Below are 22,181 nucleotides of genomic sequence, written 5' to 3'. Positions count from 1 at the left end.
TTTACTGTAGCATCTGCGTGCGATTATGACTGAGATTGTAGCCAACCTAGAAAATCTTTAGTGACTGAGAAATACTTGGTTATTCCTGCTTCTCGCAAAGCATCTTGAACTTCCGGCACACTAAATTCTTTTGTATTATTACTCAAAAATACCTTGATTTCATGAGTGTGTAAGTGTGCGTGATTCAAGATGCTTTGCGAGAATCAAATTATCTGTCGGATCTTCTTCAATGAGAACTGTATTCAAGCTTTCTTGCAGTGTATCTGCTGTTAGTTCAATCATCTCCACATTGTCAGCTAATAATTCAAGAGCCTCAAAAAGACGTACTTTAATATTATTGAGCAATCCTTCATTTTCATTCAAAGACTCTTCTACATGGAATAAAAGAGACTTAGCATAAGACGAAGTAAGATCGCGCTTGAGCTGGCTAATTTGTTTTTTCTGTTCATCTGCAAAACGGTTGCGGCGCTTGATCTCATCTTCTAAAGCCGAGAGAGCTTCCATGCAGCAAATAGCAGGTATGGCAATGCGGACTGATGTTGGGACACTCAGTAACAAGTTATTGGCATCAGGATCGCGCCCTGTAGCAATACTCATCAAAAAGTTAGTTTCTATATATAAAATCACCACCAATTTCTACCCTTGACTTTGTTGTTCCACCTGCTAGCAACGGCAGCAAACCGATTTCTGCTATCTGTTCCGATGCTGGCGGAATCTCAGACTTCCAATTATAAGCTAAGTCACGCAACCATGCTTCAATCAACCTAGTTAAGTATGGCTCAAATATCCGCTGATCGCCTAATTTTGAGTCATAATAGTGAAGGATGTCAGCCGTTTTTAAACATAAAACTGCTTCAGATAAAAGAGTACCGTCCCATTTGAAAACGAGAATTTCTTCGAGGTCAACAAACATAGCATAAGGAATGACCGCATTTGTTTCTGAAAGTTTTGATAGGGCTGTTTTCACCCAATCGATCGCGCGATCGACAATTTTCTGTTTTGCGGCTGCTTCTTGAGCTTGATTAATTTTGACCTCGATTAGCACGACTATGCGATCGTCCTTATCCAATGCGATAATATCCGCGTCTATGGGTAACTCTAAATCCAAGGTTTCAGTTTGCATGGTTTTGGTCTTCCTAAAACGTAGATTAAAGTTCTATTTTAGCATCAACAAAACTACAGCATAGGCGGCGATTCCTTCTTCTCTCCCGACAGGGCCTAACTTTTCGTTGGTAGTTGCTTTGATGCCGATTTGGTCTGGTTTTAGTTGTAAAACACCAGAAAGCCGATCGCGCATTTGCTCAATATGCGGTTTCAGCTTGGGGCGTTCTGCTACAATTACAGAATCTATATTGCCAATTTCCCAGCCTTTATCTAATATTAACTGATTGACTTGTTCTAGCAACACTAGACTGTCTGCACCTTTCCATTTTTGGTCAGTTGGCGGGAAATACAGGCCGATATCTCCCAAGCTGAGAGCTCCCAGCATCGCGTCCATAATCGCGTGGGTAAGCACGTCTGCGTCGCTGTGTCCTAATAAGCCTAATTCGTGGGGAATGTGTACGCCGCCGAGGATTAGGGGGCGTTCTGGAACTAAGCAGTGAATGTCGTAGCCGTTACCGATGCGGATGTTCATGTAAAAAAAAGTAGATGTTTGCCAAATGCAGACAGCAGACAATTATTTCACAGTCTGTGTCGAGATTAGTCAGTTTTTTGGGCGATCGACCTTTTTTACTTTTCGGCAGATATTGGAGGAATACGATCGGCTGTTAAAATTACAACTTTTCCATCTTGCCAAATCGCAATAGATTCGCCTAATTTGCGGTGTTTTTCAATAGCAGCCGCAATGGCAGCTTTTACTCCCTCATTAATCTTTGTAGATAAAAGTTGTCTGGGTTTTAATGTGTTCATTTGATCTTTGATTGATTTGATTCCAGCTTTCAAGATTATAGATGATCTGTTCTTGATCGATCATTCCTTCAGCCACTAACTGAGCAGTTTCGTGAGAGTTGTCATAGATAATCCAATTGTCGCACAGTGGCAAATACAGAGCAATCAAATTTCCCAGTCCTCTGTCATAGCGGCGGCGGATGACATCTTCTGGGATAGAATGACCGCCGCTAGCTACCCGTCGGGCTACTCTTGCTACGGCTAGTTCGGGCGATCGCACCCAAAAGTAAATTAAGTTAATTGTATAATCTTTAGTTTTACAACTTCTTACAAAAGCTGCAAAGCTGCGGGCTGCTAGAGTAGTTTCAAAAGCAAAATCTGTTTCCGAATTAGACAGAATTTGCAGTCTTTCTAGCCTAATGCGTCCGGCGGTAATGGCTACCGACTGTTGATTGAATGGTGAAAGTGCAGCCGCGATCGCGTCAGCATTGACATATTCTAAACAGTCCAGAAAGTTGGGTAATAAACTCATTGATGCAGTGGTTTTGCCGGAACCGTTAGCGCCGCCAATGATATAAAGATTCGGCATAAATTTACAAGTTAAATTTGTACTGAGGAGCGAAAAATTAACTGAAGCACCTCCTACAGTTTTGTATCCTGTAAGTTGCCAGATCAAAAAAGGTAGAGCCTCGCCTATCTGCATTACCAGGCTCGGTCTGGTAACGAGCAACTTGCTAAGTAAATCGACCTAATTAAACGTAAATTATCGATCGCTCAAAAGCTCGCTGTATACCTCTTCTTTCTGATGACCAATGACTAATGACCAATGACTTATTCCATCTACTTCAGTTAATTAATCCTCCAACAAATCCGGCCGCCTTTGGCGAGTTCTTTCAATTTGCTGTTCCTTGCGCCAGCGAGCAATTTCTGCGTGATTACCAGACAGCAATACGTCGGGAACCTTCAATCCCCGGAAATCGGCCGGTCGAGTGTACTGCGGATAATCCAAAAGTCCGTCTTCAAAACTCTCAAACTTCAGCGAATCTTCCTTTGCGACAGTTCCCCGCAACAATCGCAAAACCCCATTTATCAAAGCCAAAGCCGGAATTTCGCCCCCGGTGAGCACAAAATCGCCTAGAGACACTTCGCGAGTTACCAAATGCAGCACTCGATCGTCCACACCTTCATAGTGCCCGCAAATCAACACTAACTGATCGCGATCGGTGGCGAACTCCCGAAACATCGGCTGCTGCATCGGTTCGCCCTGCGGAGTCAGCAAAATCACCTCGCGCCTCGGTAACACAGGTAGCGACTCCACCGCCGCAAAAATCGGTTCCGGCTTCATCAGCATCCCGACTCCGCCCCCGTAAGGCTCGTCATCGACTCGCTGGTGCTTGTCTGTGGTAAAATCGCGGGGATTGACAAAATTCACCTCAGCAATCTTTTTAGCTAAGGCTTTGCCCATCAGTCCCGATGCTAGGGGAGCGATAAAAAATTCTGGAAATAGAGTTACAACGTCAAATCGCAAAATAATTGGAATTTATTGATACATCTCCTCTAGTTTGACCCTTAGAGGGATATCCGTTTTCAGTAATTGCATTATTATTTATAATTTCTTATAATTTGTGAGAATTTTTGCAAGTTAAATCCTCTTCCTTTGTCTGGTGTCCGGTTTTGTTGTACAAAAATAATCAGTTCTCAGGACAGCGGATCGAGCAAACTCGCCCCCAAACTGCCCGATCGCGCGTGAGGCGATTCTGGCGAGGGATAGTTACGCCGCCCGCACATCACTGCTACAAAAAAATATTTACTCTTAAAAAGCCCAATTCTACCCACAACCACAGCAAAATTGAATTTCACATCCACCAGAGGAAGACACACCATGCAGCAGTTGACATCTCCAGCCCTCGAACAAAATCTTCCCCAGCGGATCAAAACCTCGATTATGGTCATCGGAGGAGCCGAAGACAAAGTTCACGGGCGAGAGATTCTGAATACCTTTTTTTGCCGTGCTGGGGGGACAAACGCTCGGCTGGCGATCGTTCCTTGCGCTTCGCGAGACCCCGAAGGAACGAGCAACCGCTACCGCACTATATTTGACGAAATGGGCGTTAGCGCTGTCAAAGTAGTGGACATCCGCGAACGCCAACAAGCAGAAAATCCCGTCTGGAAAGATTATTTAGAAGACTGTACGGGCGTATTCATCACAGGTGGCGACCAACTGCGGCTCTGCGGGCTGCTGGCGGACACCCCGCTGATGGAGAAAATTCGCAAAGAAGCTCAAGAAGGCAAGATTACCCTCGCCGGCACTAGCGCGGGTGCTGCGGTGATGGGATATCACATGATTGCAGGTGGGGGAAGCGGCGCGTCGCCGAATCGTTCTTTAGTAGATATGGCAAACGGACTTAACATTATTCCAGAGATTATCGTCGATCAGCATTTTCACAACCGAAACCGCATGGCTCGCTTGCTGTCGGCTGTGGCTTGCTATCCCGATCGCCTCGCTATTGGTATTGACGAAGATACCTGCGCCTTATTTGAGGGAGACGATACTCTGAAAGTTCTCGGTAAAGGCACTGTGACTATTGTTGATTCTCGGGAAAACTTTTATACCAATGAGTCCCAAGTAGGAGCGACAGAACCCTTAAGTCTGTTCAATATGCGCTTGCACGTGCTGTGTCACGGCGATTGCTACAATATGCCCCTAGGCCAACCGATGGCATCGGCAGCTTGTTCGGAGTCTGGCTGGCCTTCGGAATGTCGCACAGCTAACTAACTAATGCAGAATATTAGAGTCATTGATTCGCCAGAAATTAGGTGGCATTCCGGTCAAATAATGGATGCAGGAATACAATAGATTAGCCGTGAAGCCACGGGCTGACCCCAGAAGGTAGAATCAACAAAATAATGCTACCTTCTGCGTTCTAGTTTCTGCCGAACCTTGACTTTTGCTTGTTTTGAGCCGATCGCTCTGCCATGAATTTTCAACGCTGACGGGCCCAAAAACGGATATTGCGCCCGCGACGCTATGAGTGTTGAGAACCCCTGATTTTAGAATTTTGTTGGATCTCCGAGACGATCGATCTGTCTGTAGAATAAACCTAAAATCTAAAATCTAAAATCTAAAATCTAAGATTGACGCTCCCGCTAATCACTAGAAATTCACTGTCAAACTGTTCGCTGCGAACAGTCGATCGTCCAAGTAAGCTCCAAATTGAATAAATGCTCCAATTACCTATAAGATTTCGCGCCCCATACCCCTATAACTGCGATGAAAATACTTAAAATCCAGACCTTACGCGGCCCCAACTACTGGAGCATCCGACGCCACAAACTCGTACTCATGCGTCTGGATTTAGAGGAGTTGGCAGATAAAACCACATCTGAAATTCCAGGCTTCTACGAAGGCTTGACCGCAGCACTTCCGAGTTTGGACGACCATCACTGTTCTCCCGGCCATCGGGGAGGCTTCCTGGAACGGGTGCGAGAAGGCACAATGATGGGACACGTAATCGAACACGTAGCCCTAGAACTTCAGGAAATGGCAGGAATGCCCGCCGGATTCGGTCGCACCCGCGAGACTGCCACACCAGGGATTTACCAAGTAGTAATCGAGTATCAAAACGAACAAGCAGGTCGCTATGCAGCCAGGGCGGGGGTGCGGATGTGCCAGAGCATTGCCGATACAGGCTCTTATCCTGCGGCGGAATTAGCGCAAGATTTGAAAGACCTCAGAGAGTTTGCTTTGTCTGCAGCCCTCGGGCCGAGTACCGAAACCCTGATCAAGGAAGCAGAAGCGCGCGGGATTCCCTGGTTGCCCTTGGGCGCCCGGTTTATGATTCAACTAGGCTACGGAGTTCATCAAAAGCGGATTCAGGCAACTCTGACCAACCGCACGGGAGTTTTGGGGGTAGAACTAGCCTGCGACAAGGAAGGTACCAAAAATATTCTGGGTGCGGCGGGCGTGCCGGTGCCGAGAGGGACGGTGATTCATTATTTGGACGAACTGCAGGGGGCGATCGAAGATGTGGGCGGTTTTCCGATCGTCCTCAAACCTCTAGACGGCAACCACGGCCGCGGGATTACAATCGACATCAACTCTTGGGAAGTAGCAGAAGAAGCCTACGACTTAGCCAGCGCCGCCTCAAAAACAAAAAGCATCATTGTCGAGCGCTACTACACCGGCCGCGACCACAGAGTGTTAGTAGTCAACGGACAAGTCGTAGCAGTCGCAGAACGAGTCCCCGCTAACGTTGTGGGTAACGGCAGGGATACAGTAGAACAGCTCGTCGCAGAAGTAAACCGCGATCCGCAGCGGGGAGACGGACACGACAACGTACTCACCCGGATCACGATCGACAAATTGACCCTCGATTTGCTGCAAAAACAAGGCTACGCGATGGACTCGGTAGTGCCGGCGGGCGAAAGAGTATTTTTGCGCGCCACAGCAAATTTGAGTACCGGTGGCATTGCAGTCGATCGCACTGACGAAATCCACCCAGAAAACGTCTGGCTGTTTTCCAGAGTGGCCAAAATCATCGGTTTGGACATCGCCGGCATTGACGTAGTAACAGACGATATTTCTGTGCCCCTGCGGGATACGAACGGCGTGATCGTCGAAGTAAACGCAGCACCGGGTTTCAGAATGCACGTCGCCCCGAGTCAGGGTTTGCCCCGCAACGTTGCCGGCGCAGTCTTCGATATGCTTTTCCCCTCGCCTCAACACAGCCGGGTGCCGATTTTAGCAGTGACTGGAACCAACGGCAAAACTACAACAACTCGCCTGCTGGCCCACATTCTCAAGCAGACTGGTCAAATTACCGGCTACACGACTACCGACGGCACTTATATCGGCGATTATTTGGTTGAAAGCGGAGATAATACCGGGCCGCAAAGCGCTCACTTGATTTTGTCCGATCCGACGGTGGAAGTGGCGGTGCTGGAAACGGCTAGAGGTGGAATTTTGCGATCGGGCTTGGGCTTCGATCAGTGCGATGTCGGCGTAGTCTTGAACGTCGCGGCCGATCATTTGGGAATTGGCGACATCGACACCGTGGAACAACTCGCCAAACTCAAGAGCGTCCTCGTCGAGTCGGTAATGCCCAAAGGCTATGCAGTGTTAAATGCAGACGACCCGCTAGTCGCACAAATGGCGCAGCGTGTCAAGGCTCAAATTGCATACTTTTCGATGGACCCGGAAAACGAACTGGTTGCCAAACATACCGCTGCCGGCGGGCTGGCGGCAATTTACGAAAATGGGTATTTGTCGATTTTGAAAGGCGACTGGACGCTGAGAATCGAGCAGGCGGTGAACGTGCCGCTGACGATGGGCGGGCGCGCGCCGTTTATGATTGCTAATGCTTTAGCAGCTTGTTTGGCGGCCTTTGCCCAAGGCTTGAAAATAGAAGATATTCGGGCAGCTTTGTCAAGCTTCCAGGCATCGGTAGGTCAAACTCCCGGACGGATGAACTTGTTTAATTTGGGCAGCTATCACGCTTTGCTGGACTACGCCCACAACCCCCACAGCTACCAAGCTTTGGGCAGTTTCGTGCAGAATTGGCCGGGAATGCGGATCGGGGTAGTTGGTGCGCCGGGGGATAGGCGAGATGAAGATTTTGTCACCTTGGGCAAACTTTCGGCCGAAATGTTCGATCGCATTATTGTCAAAGAAGATATTGACAGGCGCGGGCGAGAACCGGGTGTGGTAGCAAAGTTAATTTGCCAAGGGATTCAAGAGGCGATTTCTGCTGGAACTGCCGATAGATCTAAAGTTGCATACGAGTTGATTCTCGACGAAATAACGGCGGTTAACAAAGCCCTAGACGAAGCGCCGGCCGGCAGTTTGGTGGTGATTTTACCCGAAGGTGTCACGAAAGCTCTGGGTTTAATTGAAGCCCGGAAACCGATTCAGGAATCTGTGGTAAATGCTGCTATTGTCGATCGATCTTTGGAATCGCCCGACAGTTTAAAACCAACCGTTGTGAATCAAGGCTAAAGTCTTAAGTCTCATTGAATTAATAGGTTGGGTTGACGAAAATAAACCCAACCTATTTTTTTTAACAAAACTGACGCACCACTACGATTTTTTGATCATTGCAGCGGGTGAGCAATCTCAAACCAGGCTGTTTTATGTTCAGTGCGTAAATTTTATGCTTTTTCAAATGTTACGCTGTTGCTTCACCAGTATGCAGAGATTCCAATAGTTCCTCTGCAATTTCAATCAGTTCGCATACAGAGTTTTGCGTAAGTTGTGTAGTTTTAAAGCCATGAGCAATAGCGTTACGCAATGAAAGCATATTCATTAGTAACTGATACTCAGATTGGGAAATTAGCCCCTCAGTTGCCAGTTTTTTTACTAAATAAAGTGGCTCTAATCTTGGCAAACTTAGCTCTTCATTTTTCGCAACAATTCTCAAAGTTGCCTCAACTAAAGACCAGGAATATAGCAGAGCTGACTCTAGATGTTGTTGTGCTACAAGTTGCCTTGCCACTTGTAAGCCAGATTCTATTTCATCCTCTTGCAGAGAACCCTCAGCTTTTGGAAAATAGACTGCATCCTCCGGGTTAGTCATCACTAACTCAAATCTCCAACCAGGATTTTCTGCTACTGCTTGGGCTAAATTGCGTAAATATTGAGTAGAAGATGAATTGAGTGAGGAGCGTGATTTGACTGCAATAACTACTGACTCTTCACCCAGGCGCACTATCATATCGGGGCGATAGGTTTTCAGGAAGTCAGGTAAATCTTCCAGGTTTGGATGAAATGAAACTTCATAACCTCTCTCACGATACTCTTCTGCTAATTGGAGTAAGCGCTCTCTTTCTATGTTTGCAGTTGGGGTTGCTATCATGTCAGTACCTCTTGGTCAGGATCATTAATTACGACAATGTGCAAGAATTCATTACCACGAGCAAATCCTTCCGCTAGGATAGAGGTCATATTTTCTACTTTAAAGTTACCCGATAAATTCCTCTTGCGGACTATAACATCGGTTACTTGATCGTCATCGACGTAGGCTAACCCTATAATTGCATCTTGAATTGGCTTTACTATGTTATCCACATCAATTTTAACAGAATCGTAGAAATAAGTTATCTGGAGCATAACGAGCCCGGTAGCTGTTTTTTGCTCTGAAGACCAGTATTTTTCAGCCTCTTCTCTCACCGTCATTTTCCAAGCTTTAAGACGATCTCGTCTGCGAGCTTGTTGTGATACGGGTGGCCCATCTACTATGAACTCAAATCTCGCCAAAGTATTTCTAAATAGAAGATCGGGGATTATTTGATCTGACTGCAAGTGTCCTGACTGCCGCCTCGGACGGATCGGGATACGGTGACATACAATTTTATCGCAATTGCGGGATAATATTCTTGATGTTGAATCTCATTTTTATTACCTTTCAACTCTTAACAACCGCCCACTGAGTCACCGGTGCAAGCGGCTTCCAACCCTGAAAAGAACCGATCGCCCCAACCCGCTGAATCCCAATTCTAATTAGTTCGCCGCCGTGCAAAGAATGCCATTGCAGCACCGTAAGTTCGCTCTCAATTGTCACCGCATTCACAACTAAACGGCCGCCTTCACCTAAAGCATTCCAACAAGTTTCTAACAAAGCCTCAACAGTGACACCGCCACCGATGAAAATAGCATCCGGTTTCGGCAAATTTGCCAAAGCTGCCGGTGCGTCTCCCGCCACAATTTGGAGTTCGGGAACACCCAAATTAGAGGCATTTTCACCAATGTATTCCAGTCTAGTTGGATGGCGTTCGATCGCGATCGCCCGACAACTCCGATGACTCCGCATCCACTCAATCGCGATCGAGCCGCAGCCCGCCCCCACATCCCACAGCAACTCCCCCGGAATCGGCGCTAACGCAGACAGAGTAACGGCTCGAACCTCCCGTTTAGTCAACTGTCCGTCGTGGCGATACGCAGCATCCGGTAAACCCGCAGTTCGAGGGAGGATAAGAGTTTGCCGATCGGCTGCAACTGCAATGGCGATCGCATTCAAATCCGCCAAATCCGCCACATTCCAAGCCGCTGCAACCCCCTCGATCCGCCGTTCCGCCTCCGACCCCATCCGCTCGAACACAGTCATCAAACTGCTGCCAAACCCCCGCTCAGTCAACAAACCGGCGACCTTTCCCGGCGTGTGCCGATCGGCACTCAACACCAGCAAACGCGCCCCCGGAGACAAAGCAAGGGCGATCGAGGCGATCGGGCGATTTGTTAAACTAAAAGTCTCAACATCCGCCAGCGCCCAACCCAAACGGGCACAAGCCAGACTAAAAGCCGATGCTGCGGGAATCACAATCATTTCCGAAATCGGAACTTGGCGCGACAGCGTGACACCAATCCCGTGACACATCGGATCGCCGCTTGCTAACACGCAGACAGATTCTGGGCGCCTGCGGATAATGTCGTCAATGGTTGTTTGCAGGGGTGAAGCCCAAACTAATTTTTCGCGGGTGTCGTCGGTTGGTAGCATTGCGAGGTGGCGCGCGCCCCCGACAACGATTTTAGATCGATCGAGTAACGATCGGGCGATCGAGCTCAATCCCGAAAGTCCATCTTCCCCAATTCCCACAACCGAAAGCCATTTGTGCATTGCGCCAAGGTAATTACGATTTATCAATTTTCAACAATAATATGAGCTTAAATTTACAGTATTTATTGGATAATTTTTTGATAAAAAGGTCAACCGCAGATGTCAAGCCGATCGACAGGGATGCACGCAGATGAACAATTTAAAAAAAATCTATTGTGGCTGTGCTAAAGAACTGCACTTGCACTGTTTTTCGGATTGATAAATCTGGGCCAACGAGTCATTATTTTAACTCACTCCTAAGTGCATTTTAACCATATAAATTTGTTTTTTTAGGGAATCTGCCGTCTGTAACCTTTATATTTTTGTAAAAAAGCCGGTTTCTCGCTATTCCTCTGAAAACTATACAAAATTAGCGGGCATTTGTTAAGAAAATTGAGAATTTAAGCAGCGGGCGATCGACTTGTGATACATTTCTTAAACCTGAAAGCGGGAAAGTCCGGTGCAATTCCGGCGCTGTGCCGCAACTGTGAAAGTCAGAATGCCGATTTCAGGAAGTTTACTTTACATTCCCTGCGTCGCACGGGGAGGAGATTATTTGTTAGTTTTGACTGATTTACCAACTTGTCCCGGCCTATTTTACGGTTCCCGAGCCCGAGACGGAGTTTTATCGAGGATGCGGATTCCGGGGGGAATTTTAAGCGTACAGCAATGTTGGTCGATCGCCAATTTAGTCGATCGCTACAGTACCGGCTGTTTGCAAATCACAAATCGGGCAAATTTGCAAATCCGAGAATTGCACTCAGAAATTCCCCCAGAAGTTTGGCAAGATTTGCAGGAATTGGGATTAGCGTCTCGCCGCGTTGAAGTTGACCCGATTCGCAACATGATGGCAAGCCCGACAGCAGGAATCGACCGACAGCAGTTACTCGATACTCGCCCCCTAGTGAAAGCTTGGGACGATTACCTGCAAACACATCCCGAATTAGCCGAACTTTCGGCTAAATTCAGCATTGGTTTTGATGGCGGAGAATTAGTTTCAATCCGCAATTTACGGAACGATATTTTATTAGTAGCAGAAAGGAGTTCGACCAATTTTGAAATAGTTTTTCGCCTCTATTTGAACGGAAACACAGGAATTATTATCGAACAATCTCAAACTATTTTAGTATTAGCAGCCCTCGCTAATATCTATCTGGAATACACCAAAAATCGACCGCGAATTGATGGCAAAAAACCGCGATTGCGGCACTTGCTAGCCGATTGGGGCGTTGAAAATTATCTCGAAAAAGTAGAGACAAAATTGCCGTTTCCCTTGGGGCGAAGCGCGATCGAACTTTCAGAAAATGCGATCGAACCCAACGCCAATCTCGGCATCCACCGTCAGCAACAGTCCGGTTTTTCCTACATCGGCATTGCCCTGCCTCTAGGCAAGCTAGAATCAAAGCAACTGCGGAATTTGGCAAACTTAGCCCAAAAATTCGCCAACGGCACTCTGAGGCTTACACCGTGGCAAAATCTGCTGATTTCCGACATCCCCAACTCCCAAGTTTTTGAAGTCAAACAGCAAATCGCCGATTTAGGATTGCACTCATCCCCAACCAATCTAGATTCCTGCTTAGTTGCTTGCGCCGGTAGCAGCGGCTGCGCGTCGGCGGCGACAGATACTCAAAGTCACGCCCTAACAATGGCGAAGGATTTAGCGAAAAAACTGACGATCGACCGATCGATAAACATCCATTTCAGCGGCTGCGAAAAATCCTGCGCCCAACACCAGCCAATTGACATCACCCTAATCGGAATTCAGATGCAGCAGGAAAACCAGACGATCGCAGGTTACAACATTTATGTAGGTAAAAAAGACCTGCCCTTTGGACGGCAAATCTTCCCCGCCGTGACAGTAGCCGAAATGCCCCGCGCGATCGAGCAAATGCTGCGCGCCTACCAGCAATTTCGAGAACCGGACGAGTCATTTGGCGAATTTTGCGATCGGTGGGCGATCGACAAATTGCAAAAATTAATGAATCCCAAAAATCAAAAATTAAACTAAAAAAACATCCATTAAAACAGACAAATTGTAATCATCTCCCCTTCTCTTTCTTCCTTCGCGCCCTTTGCGCCTAAGCGCTTCGCGCAGGCTACGCCAACGCGGTTCATTTTAAAAAGCTCGTTCACAAATCAAACAAAATTGTCATAGCCATTTTAAAGATAATCAAAAAGAGCCTCCAAATTTCCAATTCCCGTTATTTACAACACGAAAGTCACCCTATCTTTTCCTTCTTCCCTCTTCCTTCTTCCTTCTTCCCTCTTCCTTCTTCCTTCTTCCCCATGATTGACTACATCCGAGACGGAACAGAAATCTACACAAAATCCTTCGCCACAATCCGCGCCGAAGCAGACTTGTCAAAATTGCCACCAGACTTAGAATCCGTCGCCGTGCGACTAATTCACAGTTGCGGAATGACAGATATTGTTGCAGATTTAGCAGCTTCCCCCGGTGCCGCCACCCGCGGACGTCAAGCCCTTTCCGCAGGCGCGCCGATTTTGTGCGATGCGCGAATGATAGCCGAAGGCATCACCCGCAAGCGGCTTCCCGCTAACAATCAGGTGATTTGCACCCTCTGGCATCCCGATGTCCCGGAGTTGGCGCGCCAAATCGGAAATACTCGATCGGCTGCGGCACTGGATTTGTGGCTAGATAACTTAGATGGTGCGGTGGTGGCCATTGGCAATGCCCCGACTGCTTTGTTCCGACTGCTGGAAATGCTGGATGCTGGAGCCCCCAAACCTGCCTTGATTCTGGGTTTTCCGGTAGGATTTGTAGGGGCGGTCGAATCTAAAGCCGAACTCGCAGCCAACAGTCGGGGAGTGCCATTTATCGCGCTGCAGGGGCGGCGCGGTGGCAGTGCAATGGCAACGGCGGCCGTGAATGCTTTAGCTAAAGAGGACGAATTATGACTGAGACTGCTGGTAAATTGTACGGATTGGGCATCGGCCCTGGCGATCCTGAATTGATTACTTTGAAAGCTTATCGGATTTTGCAATCGGTGCCGGTCATTGCATATCCGGCGATGGAAAATGGTAAGGTGCTGGCGCGGGCGATCGTCGCAGATTATTTGCGTCCAGAACAAATTGAGATTCCGATGCCGCTGCCTTTTAGTCCGACGCGATCGTCGCAACCTTATTATGATGTTGCTGCCGAGAAAATTGCCGCCCACCTCACTGAGGGCCGGGATGTGGCGGTTTTGTGCGAGGGTGAGCCTTTTCTCTACGGCTCGTTTATGTATTTGTTCAACCGTTTGTCGGGAAAGTTTACTACCGAAGTTGTGCCGGGAATTTCTTCGACTATGGCGAGTGCGAGTGCGCTGGGAGTACCGTTAACTTATCGTAACGATGTGTTAAGTATTATGCCTGCGACGCTGGATGCGGAGATTTTGCGCGATCGGCTGGCGCTGGTTGATGCTGCTGTGATTATTAAGCTGGGGAGGCACTTTGCGAAAGTCCGGGATGTGCTGATTGAGTTGGGACAGTTCGATCGCGCACTATATATAGAACGCGCAACTATGCCAAATCAGCGAATTAGGGCGATCGCCGATGTCGATCCGGCTGAGGTTCCCTACTGGGCGCTGGTGATGATACCCAGCCAACAAAAGTCTGTATCTTAATATTTATTTCCATGCCTGAAGGCGACCAGCTTCCAGGCTTTTCCTATTTTCTTGTGGATTCTTGCCCATTTACCCAATTTTCTTCCAATTAATAAGTTAAAGTTATAAGTTTCATAAGTTTAACTGTCGTTACAGACCTTTACAAACCTGAGAATATGCTTTATATTTATTTACATGGCGGAACACAAAGCCGTCACGAACATTGAAAACCAAATAACGCAATCATAAACACATGACAACCACATTACAGCAGCGCGAAAGCGCTAACCTGTGGGATCAGTTTTGCAACTGGGTCACATCGACCGACAACCGCCTCTATGTAGGCTGGTTCGGAGTCCTGATGATTCCTACCTTGCTAACTGCCACAATCTGCTACATCACAGCCTTCATCGCAGCCCCTCCCGTAGACATCGACGGCATCCGCGAACCAGTAGCAGGTTCCTTGATGTTCGGTAACAACATCATCACAGGTGCAGTTGTTCCTTCGTCTAACGCGATCGGTCTTCACTTCTACCCAATCTGGGAAGCAGCCTCTCTGGATGAGTGGTTGTACAACGGCGGCCCCTACCAATTGGTAGTATTTCACTTCCTCATCGGCATTTTCTGCTACATGGGTCGTGAATGGGAACTGTCCTACCGCTTAGGTATGCGTCCTTGGATCTGCGTAGCTTACTCTGCACCAGTTGCAGCAGCCACCGCAGTATTCTTGATCTACCCGATCGGACAAGGCTCCTTCTCAGACGGTATGCCCTTGGGTATCTCCGGTACATTCAACTTCATGCTAGTGTTCCAAGCTGAGCACAACATCCTGATGCACCCCTTCCATATGTTGGGAGTAGCCGGTGTCTTCGGTGGTAGCTTGTTCTCCGCCATGCACGGTTCATTAGTTACATCTTCTTTGGTTCGCGAAACAACTGAAACCGAGTCGCAAAACTACGGTTACAAATTCGGTCAAGAAGAAGAAACCTACAACATCGTTGCAGCCCACGGCTACTTCGGTCGTTTGATTTTCCAATACGCTTCTTTCAACAACAGCCGTTCCTTGCACTTCTTGTTAGGTGCATGGCCAGTAGTAGGCATCTGGTTTACCGCTTTGGGTATCTCCACGATGGCTTTCAACTTGAACGGTTTCAACTTCAACCAATCGATTATCGACTCTCAAGGTCGTGGTATCAATACCTGGGCTGATGTGATCAACCGCGCTAACTTGGGTATGGAAGTAATGCACGAGCGCAACGCTCACAACTTCCCGCTTGACTTGGCTGCTGCTGAAACTACTCCCGTAGCAATGGTTGCTCCTTCTATCAACGGCTAAGTTTTAGTCTGAGATTAACAAAAAGCGCTCCTAGAAATAGGGGCGCTTTTTGTTTGGGGAAAATCCCATTTTTGTATTAGAACTTACCCATCAAGATCGAAAAAACCAATTTTTTCACCTAATAATTTAGCTCGGAGGAATAATTTTCGTAAAACCTGGTTTTTGCCCGCTAATTCACACGGTTCCCAATTATGTGTAACTTGAAGCGCACAAATTATTAATACTATTAGTAATACTCGATATTTGCGATCGCCCTTTCATGAAAAATCCAGCTTTTGAAATAACTCGGCAACCTGCAGAGTAAAGTCAGGGACAATTCAAATTAAATCAATAAATCTCCAGGCCTTTGTCTGGCGCTGCTTCAAAAATTCTAAATTCTCACTTTCCTTTTACTTTTAACATTTAACTGCTTGGCAATTGAGGTATAATAATGCAAAGCAAAAATCAAATTAAACCCAAAAAATATCAAAGTTAAAACAAGGGTAAAAAAAGAAGTAAACGACAGCCTAGAAATCATCGCAAACATCGCCAAAATGATAGAGAAAAACCCAAAACCGGAAGCAAAAGAACTTAAAATCAGCAACTGCACCTTAGACATAGTTTAATTTTAAAATTATCAGTAAAATGCACTCTTGGCAGCTACAGACGAGTGCCAAATGGTACTTATTACTATATAGCGGAATTGCTCAGTTGCACCAAGGGCATAACGGCGGCTTGCCTAAAAAGGTTGGAATTCTACTGAAAAATACAGCCCGCGCTCTTGCAAACTTCTGTCTCTCGACTTAAGATCAATCAAAGGAATTCCCCAACCCAAGCGAGCGTTCCACCTCTTGCCGTACTGCCAACGCAAGCCCAATCCCGCTGACAGCAAAGTATTTGTTTCCAAATCCGCCCTAGAGCCGCTATTCCAAACATTGCCAGCCTCCACAAACGGTGTCACTTGCAAAACTCCTTGGTTGTCGCCAATTCGCAAAATCGGATAGCGCAACTCGGCAGAAGCAAAAATCCCGCTATCGGCGAGCAAAGCATCTTGACGGTAGCCCCGCACTGTATCCGGGCCGCCCAAACCAAATTGCTCGATCGGCAAAAGCTCACCTCCAGCCAACTGCACGTCCGATCGCACCACCAGCAGCGTCTGGGGAGCCAACAACCGCAGGTACTGCAATTGACCCCGCCACGCCAAAAATTGACCGTCAGGCTCACTGCTGTTCACCGTAGCGCCAAATGCTGCCACTCCCAGACTGAACTGCGATCGCGCCGCCAAGACATCCCTCTCTCCCCTCCGAGTAAAATCCTGAAACAGCCTCAGCGCCGAAACCCGAGTTCTCCCGCGACTGTCAGCTCCCGGCGACAGCGGAAAATCCTCTCCCAGCAAAGATGTATCGCTTTCTCGCCTGCTCGCACCAATACCAAGAGCGATTTCTGTTCTAGCAGTTTGGACGATCGGCTGCCGGTAAGTCAACTCATAAGTCCGGCTCGACGACTCAATATCCAGCGCGTCAAAAGGCTGCTCAACAATATTGCTGCGACTCCTGCTTGCCTGAAAACTTACACTACCGTTGCGCGCATTCACAGGCAGCGCGTAACTAACATCTACAGTATTGCTGCCCTCACTATTTGTATAAATCAAACTCGCACTATCTCCCAAACCCGATAAATTAGCTTCGCGGACTTCGGCCCCGCGCCGCCAACTCCCCACACTCGGAGAGCGAGAATTATCAGTAAAAATCCCAGCTTGGAAAGTTTTTGATTCTTTGACTCGGACTAATAGCACATTAAAACCCGGACGAGAACCCGCTTGCAATTCTGCTGAAATATTTTGGATTTGACCGCTTAGTTGCAGCAGTTGCAGAGCTTCTAACAAACGCTTTTCCTTCAGCGGGCCTCGCGTTGCCAGTGCCAAACGACTTCTGACATAGTTAGAATTCAGCCGCCTAGTTCCGACTACTTTGATACTTTCTAGCTTGCCTTCTAGCACTAATATTTTTACAACTCCACCTGCGATCGTTTGTGGCTCAATCAGCGCTCCCGAAGTGATATAACCTTTGCTAAAGTACAGTTCATTGATAGCAGAACGAGCTTGCAGCAGTTCGGTAAAAGTCAGCGGGCGGCCTACAAAGTTTTTGAGTGCAGCGTCTAATTCTTGCTTGCTAAAGACGGTGCTGCCGACTACTTCAAATCGATCGACCTCGATCGTACCCGGAATGTTGGGTAATTCTTCAGGCTGTGCCGGCACTACTGGCGGCAAAAGCTGTTCTACCGGAGGTAAGGGCCCAGGGGGCGCGGGTTCTGGGAGTGGAGGTGGAGTTGGCAGCAGCGGGTTGGGAATCGAAATTTCCTGTCTGTTTTCTCCTCGGTTCGGCAATTGAGCGAGAGTTTCTCGTGACTGATTTTTGGCAGGTAGATCGAACTCCGGGATGTTGTTTTCGGGTTCTTGACTCTCTTTTTCTAATTCTGAACTTGAGTCTAAATCAGGAAGCCGATCGCGATCGTCTGCAGTTTCTGGATTAAGTTTTAATTTAAACTCTAAATTATCATTAAAAATTGGCGACCGGCCCAATGACTCGGCAGCAACCGCAGACTCGCCAACACTTTGAGCTGTTAGCGGTACGGGCCAAATAACTGGTATTGAACAAGCAAGTGCTAATGTCCTGAAAAACTTGATTCTACAAAACGCTCTGGAATGTGGCCGGGCCATGACAGGTTAAACCCTTTTAGATTAAAGAATTGAACAATTGGGAATGCTTTACAGGCTCGGGGTTGGGAGCTTTCACGCGAGTTCCATTATTTGAGAAAAATGGTGTTAAGTAGAAGGCAGAAGGCAGGAGGCAGAGGGCTTGCTTCGGCTTCGCTCTAGACAAAAAGAAGCAAGAAGAGATAGACAGCAAGCTTTTGAGCGATCGGACTCATAGGTTTGATTAGGTGGATTTACTTAGCAATATTTGATAGTTATTTATACTGCTACGAGTAGCCAAGCCAGTGTAATTGCTAATAATAAAGTCACTTTATCATTTTTTTTAAAGAATTAAATTCTTAATTCAATATAAAGGTACTTGACAAAATGCAATTTGTATGAATTATAAATTGTGGCTGAAAAAAGCTCCGACTTCCCCAAGCTAGCGCTGTAGGTAGGCGGAGCATTCTATCAAAGCGATGTCTGAGAAATAGGTGAATTTTGATAGAAATTACTACATTTTATTGAGCTGCGATCGCAATTCTTCCAACTCAGCGTCAATCACCGGACTCGACTCGGAGGTAGTAGCCTTGGCAGTTTGATCCGCTGCAGGCAATTGACCTTGAGCCACAGAACCTCCGCTCAGTTGAGCTTTCATCTGAGCCAACTCGTCGTCAACACCGCCGCCACTTTCGAGCAAGCGGAACTGTTCCTCTAAATTGCTGCCACCGGCCGCGAGTTCTGCTGATGCTCCCGCGCGAGCTTCTATCTGCAAAACTTTTTCTTCCATGCGATCGAAAGCTGCCATTGAACTGCCAGTATTCAGGGTGCCAATGGTGTTGTTAAGCTGTTCCTGGGCCTTAGCTGCGGATATTCTGGCCTTGAGCATATCCTTCTTAGTTTTGGCTTCGGAAATCTTGCTTTCCAAACCGATCAAGTTACGCTTGAGGCTTTCTACTTGACCCGATTGCTGTTCCAAACTACTTTTCAGGGTAGCCGCCGTTTCTGCGTGAGATTTTTTACGCACTAGGGCTTCGCGGGCCAAAGTTTCGTCTCCTTTTTGCAGGGCTAGCTGAGCGCGTTGCTGCCACTGGTTAGACTGGGATTCAGCTTGATTGTACTGAGTCTGGGTACGCTTTTGGGTTGCGATCGCGCTGGCAACGGCTTGACGCAACTGCACCAAGTCTTCCTGCATATCCGTCACGGACTGTTCTAAAATCTTTTCCGGGTCTTCAGCTTTGTTGACCATATCGTTAAGATTGGCTCTGACGACTCGGCTGATGCGGTCAAATAATCCCATAATCCTATTTTTCCTGTGAGGTGTACGAACTAGGCGGTAAGCAGGCTTGATAGCGTTAGCCCGCTTTGAGTTAAACTGATTTGGTCAGATGTTTCGCGCGATCGATCCTTTGGCAATTTTTGCAAACATATAAATACAGTTTAAAGCGATCGAGTCAGTGGTGCAGGCAAACTGATTTGATGCACCTATCTATTGAGTTTAACTTCGATCCGGGAATTCCCCAACACGCTTGTGAAGTATGTCTAACTCGGCTGTTGAGAATTTTTTGTCTTCCCAACTATTTTGCTGCTGGTTCTGGTTCAGGATGCGGGCGGCTCGCCAGAGGGCAATTTGGGTGTATTTTTGCCTGGAAGCATTTGTGCTTTCATCGCCGCCAACTCGGCATCGACATCTCCGGCACCTTCGAGGGAGAGAAACTGCTTTTCTAAATCGTTAGTTCCGAGTTCTGCGATTGCTTCGGAGCGAGCTTCTAGCTGCATGACTTTCTCTTCCATTTTTTCAAAGGCGCTCAAAGCGCTGCCGGTACTGAGATTTCCCATCATTTCTTGCAGCCTTTCTGAGGCTTTTGCCGATCGCGCTCGGGCAATATACATATCTTTTTTAGATTTTGCCTCAGAAATTTTACTTTCGAGCGATCGCATATTGTCTTTAAGTTGAGTCACCACAGCGTTTTGCTGTTCGAGACTAGCTTTCATCGCCGTTGCCGTTTCTTGATAGGTTTTTTTTCGCGTCAGAGCTTCCCGCGCCAAATTTTCCTCGCCTTTTTGCAAAGCTAACTGTGCCCGCTGGTACCATTCTGCCGCTGTAGATTCTGCTTGGGAGCATTGGCGTTCGGTACGTTTTTGAGCAGCAATCGCTCCTGCTACAGCTTGTCTGAGCTGGATTAAATCTTCCTGCATATCCATTACAGCTTGTTCCAGAATTTTTTCTGGATCTTCTGCAGCCCCTATCAAACTGTTAATATTGGCTCGAATCACTCGCCAAAGGCGATCGAATAATCCCATGAGCTCCGTCTCCCGATTTTATTAAATTTTAGATTTAGGGGATGGGGATTGACAATTAAAAAAACAATTTTGTGTTAGACAAAACATTCATCACTGTCGGGCTTTGTCTAAAATTTAGTTGAATTTTTTTACTCTTTGCCTAGTTTACGGCTGATAGTATTGCGCCTTCACCCCTTTGGCTTGGAGTTCTTTTACCAAACGTTCTGCTGATGCCGCATCATTCAAAGCCCCCATTTGGATCTTGACACCCTTTGAGAAATTCCGCACGTAGGCATCGGGAACTGCGGTTCTGGCTTGCTGGAGAGATTTTGGGTTGGTGTAATCGGTAACAACGTAATAGAATCCGTCGGATGCCCGTCTCGGAGTTCCGGTGGGGGCTGCTGCCTGCGGGGCTGCTGCCTGCGGGGCTGCGGTCGGTGTGGGAGGTAGTTTAGGCAGTGTCGGGACTGGTTCGGCCGCGCTGGGGCTGGGACTGGGCAGCAAAGCTGTGCTGAGATTGTTTAGTCCTTGTTGGGCACCTCTAGGAGGGTTGCCATCTTCTGTAGGAATTGGGACAGCGCCGACGGGGGCTGGAGGTGCTGGTGGAGTTGGCGGGATCGATGCTTTTGGCGATGGGGAAGCAATCGGGCTGGCTGTGGGCTTGACATTGCTGAGAGTGCTCAAATCTAGATCGACAAATTCCTTGGATACCAGATTTGGAGCTTTCGGCAGTTCTTTGGCGCTGCTATTTGAGGGGGCGCTAGCGGTGGGATTTTGGTTTGTTCCGGGCGCAGAGCGATCGAGCAAGCGGTTCAAACCTGTCATTTTAACTACACTTGACGGGTGCATGACTGCGTAGCCCAAAGCTGTGCAAGACAGCAGAAACAGCAGCATCGAACTCAGTCCCAAGGGAGTTAACAGACTAGCGGCCAAACTGCGTTCTGCAGGCTCGGTTTTTGCTTCGTCCAAACTTTCTATCAGTTTTTCGCTGGATTCGAGATAGTTTTGGGGTGCAAAGCCACTGCTAGATAATGGGGTGCCACCTCTGGTAGTTGCTAGCGGGGCATCGCCCTGAACGCCGGCCAGGGATAGGGGCAGCGATAGCGGCTGTTGAGCTTCCTCGGCAGCTTCCAGCCGTAGGTTTTGGGTATTCTGTTGCTCGGTTGTGGCTGTTTGCTTGCCGGTACGAACTGATGGCGACACCCACTGTTCGGCGCGCCGCCTGTGCCTTCTGTATGTTGTCAGTTCTGCTTCTAGATTTACATCCAAACATCCCAGGGCTGCTTGCAAGGCAGGCTGGATTGGGGTTGATGAGGATTGATTTGGGGATTCAACCGAAGAACGCTTACTCATTAGCAAAACTCCTATCGTGTCTGAATTGATTTTAATGTTTTGATTCTCAACAAATAAACAAGCAGCTTTAAAACTTGCCTATTCTAGAATTAGTGGCTTTTGCCGTCAAGGTAACTGCTGCCCGATCGCCTGATTGCGATCGCCCTTTGCTATTTTTTCATTTTTATTTATATTCAAACTTCAATTGCTTTGTCCCAGAGGCTGCTTACCCTACTCTGCGCCGCTTTTTGTGTTCGCGGTCACAGTTTTTTTGTAACATCTCATACTTGTTTTACACTTGCAGTTTTTCTTGATCCCTGACCCTTTATAAACTTTTAACCTGTATTTTTACCTACCCACTGAGTAAGAACTGAGCTAATTGTTTCTACATATAACGCAATTATAAATAAATTATAAAATTTAATTATGTTTCGGGGATCGCTATAACCCATACACCATAAAGGCTGGAATGCTCT

21 protein-coding genes and 1 riboswitch are annotated in these 22,181 nt (G+C 47.4%); of the genes, 6 read left to right on the top strand and 15 right to left on the bottom strand.

What is annotated here, in order from left to right:
* Window positions 1-23 precede the first annotated feature (23 nt).
* The 8 genes from AACV78_RS24535 to AACV78_RS24500 form a co-directional block, all read right to left on the bottom strand.
* Window positions 24-146: a hypothetical protein gene (locus AACV78_RS24535; RefSeq protein WP_255512903.1), complete on the bottom strand. Its 123-nt coding sequence runs from the start codon at window positions 144-146 to the stop codon at window positions 24-26.
* Between the two features lie 13 nt (window positions 147-159).
* On the bottom strand, window positions 160-597 hold the full coding sequence (locus AACV78_RS24530; RefSeq protein WP_255512904.1) for a PIN domain-containing protein: 438 nt from the start codon (window positions 595-597) through the stop codon (window positions 160-162).
* A 7-nt stretch (window positions 598-604) separates the two neighbouring features.
* Window positions 605-1,123, bottom strand: coding sequence for a hypothetical protein (locus AACV78_RS24525; protein WP_194008165.1), 519 nt, complete (start codon window positions 1,121-1,123; stop codon window positions 605-607).
* 33 nt (window positions 1,124-1,156) lie between these two features.
* Window positions 1,157-1,636, bottom strand: coding sequence for a 2-C-methyl-D-erythritol 2,4-cyclodiphosphate synthase (gene ispF, locus AACV78_RS24520; protein WP_194008180.1), 480 nt, complete (start codon window positions 1,634-1,636; stop codon window positions 1,157-1,159).
* Window positions 1,637-1,731: 95 nt separating this feature from the next.
* The gene (locus AACV78_RS24515) at window positions 1,732-1,911 is read right to left on the bottom strand and encodes a hypothetical protein (protein ID WP_193975548.1); all 180 of its coding nucleotides are present in this window, start codon (window positions 1,909-1,911) and stop codon (window positions 1,732-1,734) included.
* Window positions 1,868-2,479: an ATPase gene (locus tag AACV78_RS24510; protein WP_194008166.1), complete on the bottom strand. Its 612-nt coding sequence runs from the start codon at window positions 2,477-2,479 to the stop codon at window positions 1,868-1,870. The genes AACV78_RS24515 and AACV78_RS24510 overlap by 44 nt, the downstream gene beginning before the upstream one ends.
* A 264-nt stretch (window positions 2,480-2,743) precedes the next feature.
* A complete protein-coding gene (gene trmD, locus AACV78_RS24505) occupies window positions 2,744-3,418 on the bottom strand; it encodes a tRNA (guanosine(37)-N1)-methyltransferase TrmD (protein ID WP_194008167.1) in 675 nt (224 codons plus the stop codon).
* 170 nt (window positions 3,419-3,588) lie between these two features.
* The gene (locus AACV78_RS24500; protein ID WP_194008168.1) at window positions 3,589-3,774 is read right to left on the bottom strand and encodes a hypothetical protein; all 186 of its coding nucleotides are present in this window, start codon (window positions 3,772-3,774) and stop codon (window positions 3,589-3,591) included.
* Between AACV78_RS24500 and AACV78_RS24495 the strand changes: the two genes are divergently transcribed.
* On the top strand, window positions 3,773-4,666 hold the full coding sequence (locus AACV78_RS24495) for a cyanophycinase (protein WP_194008169.1): 894 nt from the start codon (window positions 3,773-3,775) through the stop codon (window positions 4,664-4,666). The genes AACV78_RS24500 and AACV78_RS24495 overlap by 2 nt on opposite strands.
* 495 nt (window positions 4,667-5,161) lie before the next feature.
* Window positions 5,162-7,885, top strand: coding sequence for a cyanophycin synthetase (gene cphA, locus AACV78_RS24490; protein WP_194008170.1), 2,724 nt, complete (start codon window positions 5,162-5,164; stop codon window positions 7,883-7,885).
* Between the two features lie 169 nt (window positions 7,886-8,054).
* Here the strand turns inward: cphA and AACV78_RS24485 are convergent, their stop codons facing one another.
* The 3 genes from AACV78_RS24485 to cbiE form a co-directional block, all read right to left on the bottom strand.
* Entirely contained in the window at window positions 8,055-8,741 is a 687-nt protein-coding gene (locus AACV78_RS24485; RefSeq protein WP_194008171.1) for a HepT-like ribonuclease domain-containing protein, read from the bottom strand.
* Window positions 8,738-9,187, bottom strand: a complete 450-nt coding sequence (locus AACV78_RS24480; protein WP_228042000.1) for a RusA family crossover junction endodeoxyribonuclease — start codon at window positions 9,185-9,187, stop codon at window positions 8,738-8,740. Before AACV78_RS24480 ends, AACV78_RS24485 begins: the two co-directional genes overlap by 4 nt.
* A gap of 103 nt (window positions 9,188-9,290) precedes the next feature.
* Window positions 9,291-10,499, bottom strand: a complete 1,209-nt coding sequence (cbiE, locus tag AACV78_RS24475) for a precorrin-6y C5,15-methyltransferase (decarboxylating) subunit CbiE (RefSeq protein WP_194008172.1) — start codon at window positions 10,497-10,499, stop codon at window positions 9,291-9,293.
* Between the two features lie 412 nt (window positions 10,500-10,911).
* Window positions 10,912-10,991, top strand: a riboswitch (adenosylcobalamin-variant (AdoCbl-variant) riboswitch).
* Here cbiE and cobG point away from each other — a divergent pair.
* The 4 genes from cobG (at window position 10,978) to psbA (ending at window position 15,416) form a co-directional block, all read left to right on the top strand.
* Window positions 10,978-12,486, top strand: a complete 1,509-nt coding sequence (gene cobG, locus AACV78_RS24470; RefSeq protein ID WP_194008173.1) for a precorrin-3B synthase — start codon at window positions 10,978-10,980, stop codon at window positions 12,484-12,486. (Overlaps the previous riboswitch by 14 nt.)
* A 278-nt stretch (window positions 12,487-12,764) precedes the next feature.
* On the top strand, window positions 12,765-13,394 hold the full coding sequence (locus tag AACV78_RS24465; protein ID WP_194008174.1) for a precorrin-8X methylmutase: 630 nt from the start codon (window positions 12,765-12,767) through the stop codon (window positions 13,392-13,394).
* Entirely contained in the window at window positions 13,391-14,101 is a 711-nt protein-coding gene (locus AACV78_RS24460; protein ID WP_194008175.1) for a precorrin-2 C(20)-methyltransferase, read from the top strand. Before AACV78_RS24465 ends, AACV78_RS24460 begins: the two co-directional genes overlap by 4 nt.
* 232 nt (window positions 14,102-14,333) lie before the next feature.
* Window positions 14,334-15,416, top strand: coding sequence for a photosystem II q(b) protein (gene psbA / locus AACV78_RS24455; protein WP_194074267.1), 1,083 nt, complete (start codon window positions 14,334-14,336; stop codon window positions 15,414-15,416).
* A 718-nt stretch (window positions 15,417-16,134) separates the two neighbouring features.
* On the opposite strand, the gene AACV78_RS24450 is transcribed toward psbA, so the two are convergent.
* The 4 genes from AACV78_RS24450 to AACV78_RS24435 form a co-directional block, all read right to left on the bottom strand.
* Window positions 16,135-18,114: a ShlB/FhaC/HecB family hemolysin secretion/activation protein gene (locus tag AACV78_RS24450; RefSeq protein WP_194010976.1), complete on the bottom strand. Its 1,980-nt coding sequence runs from the start codon at window positions 18,112-18,114 to the stop codon at window positions 16,135-16,137.
* Between the two features lie 490 nt (window positions 18,115-18,604).
* Window positions 18,605-19,390, bottom strand: coding sequence for a PspA/IM30 family protein (locus tag AACV78_RS24445; RefSeq protein ID WP_194010977.1), 786 nt, complete (start codon window positions 19,388-19,390; stop codon window positions 18,605-18,607).
* A gap of 299 nt (window positions 19,391-19,689) precedes the next feature.
* Window positions 19,690-20,394, bottom strand: coding sequence for a PspA/IM30 family protein (locus tag AACV78_RS24440; RefSeq protein ID WP_194010978.1), 705 nt, complete (start codon window positions 20,392-20,394; stop codon window positions 19,690-19,692).
* A 144-nt stretch (window positions 20,395-20,538) separates the two neighbouring features.
* Complete coding sequence (locus tag AACV78_RS24435) at window positions 20,539-21,726, bottom strand: SPOR domain-containing protein (protein WP_194010979.1); 1,188 nt, start codon at window positions 21,724-21,726, stop codon at window positions 20,539-20,541.
* Between the last annotated feature and the right edge of the window lie 455 nt (window positions 21,727-22,181).

The sequence above is a fragment of the Tychonema sp. LEGE 07196 genome (genome assembly GCF_963890365.1).
GTDB lineage: Bacteria > Cyanobacteriota > Cyanobacteriia > Cyanobacteriales > Microcoleaceae > Microcoleus.
The sequence above is the reverse complement of the archived record's forward strand: the minus strand, read 5'-3'. Positions and strand labels throughout refer to the sequence as shown.

What these genes read in the sequence shown, in the direction of transcription:
- AACV78_RS24530 (WP_255512904.1), bottom strand. Translation starts at nt 597, where the DNA reads ATGAGTATTGCTACAGGGCGCGATCCTGATGCCAATAACTTGTTACTG.
- AACV78_RS24525 (WP_194008165.1), bottom strand. Translation starts at nt 1,123, where the DNA reads ATGCAAACTGAAACCTTGGATTTAGAGTTACCCATAGACGCGGATATT.
- ispF (WP_194008180.1), bottom strand. Translation starts at nt 1,636, where the DNA reads ATGAACATCCGCATCGGTAACGGCTACGACATTCACTGCTTAGTTCCA.
- AACV78_RS24515 (WP_193975548.1), bottom strand. Translation starts at nt 1,911, where the DNA reads ATGAACACATTAAAACCCAGACAACTTTTATCTACAAAGATTAATGAG.
- AACV78_RS24510 (WP_194008166.1), bottom strand. Translation starts at nt 2,479, where the DNA reads ATGCCGAATCTTTATATCATTGGCGGCGCTAACGGTTCCGGCAAAACC.
- AACV78_RS24495 (WP_194008169.1), top strand. Translation starts at nt 3,773, where the DNA reads ATGCAGCAGTTGACATCTCCAGCCCTCGAACAAAATCTTCCCCAGCGG.
- AACV78_RS24500 (WP_194008168.1), bottom strand. Translation starts at nt 3,774, where the DNA reads ATGGTGTGTCTTCCTCTGGTGGATGTGAAATTCAATTTTGCTGTGGTT.
- cphA (WP_194008170.1), top strand. Translation starts at nt 5,162, where the DNA reads ATGAAAATACTTAAAATCCAGACCTTACGCGGCCCCAACTACTGGAGC.
- AACV78_RS24485 (WP_194008171.1), bottom strand. Translation starts at nt 8,741, where the DNA reads ATGATAGCAACCCCAACTGCAAACATAGAAAGAGAGCGCTTACTCCAA.
- cbiE (WP_194008172.1), bottom strand. Translation starts at nt 10,499, where the DNA reads ATGCACAAATGGCTTTCGGTTGTGGGAATTGGGGAAGATGGACTTTCG.
- cobG (WP_194008173.1), top strand. Translation starts at nt 10,978, where the DNA reads ATGCCGATTTCAGGAAGTTTACTTTACATTCCCTGCGTCGCACGGGGA.
- AACV78_RS24465 (WP_194008174.1), top strand. Translation starts at nt 12,765, where the DNA reads ATGATTGACTACATCCGAGACGGAACAGAAATCTACACAAAATCCTTC.
- AACV78_RS24460 (WP_194008175.1), top strand. Translation starts at nt 13,391, where the DNA reads ATGACTGAGACTGCTGGTAAATTGTACGGATTGGGCATCGGCCCTGGC.
- psbA (WP_194074267.1), top strand. Translation starts at nt 14,334, where the DNA reads ATGACAACCACATTACAGCAGCGCGAAAGCGCTAACCTGTGGGATCAG.
- AACV78_RS24450 (WP_194010976.1), bottom strand. Translation starts at nt 18,114, where the DNA reads ATGGCCCGGCCACATTCCAGAGCGTTTTGTAGAATCAAGTTTTTCAGG.
- AACV78_RS24445 (WP_194010977.1), bottom strand. Translation starts at nt 19,390, where the DNA reads ATGGGATTATTTGACCGCATCAGCCGAGTCGTCAGAGCCAATCTTAAC.
- AACV78_RS24440 (WP_194010978.1), bottom strand. Translation starts at nt 20,394, where the DNA reads ATGGGATTATTCGATCGCCTTTGGCGAGTGATTCGAGCCAATATTAAC.
- AACV78_RS24435 (WP_194010979.1), bottom strand. Translation starts at nt 21,726, where the DNA reads ATGAGTAAGCGTTCTTCGGTTGAATCCCCAAATCAATCCTCATCAACC.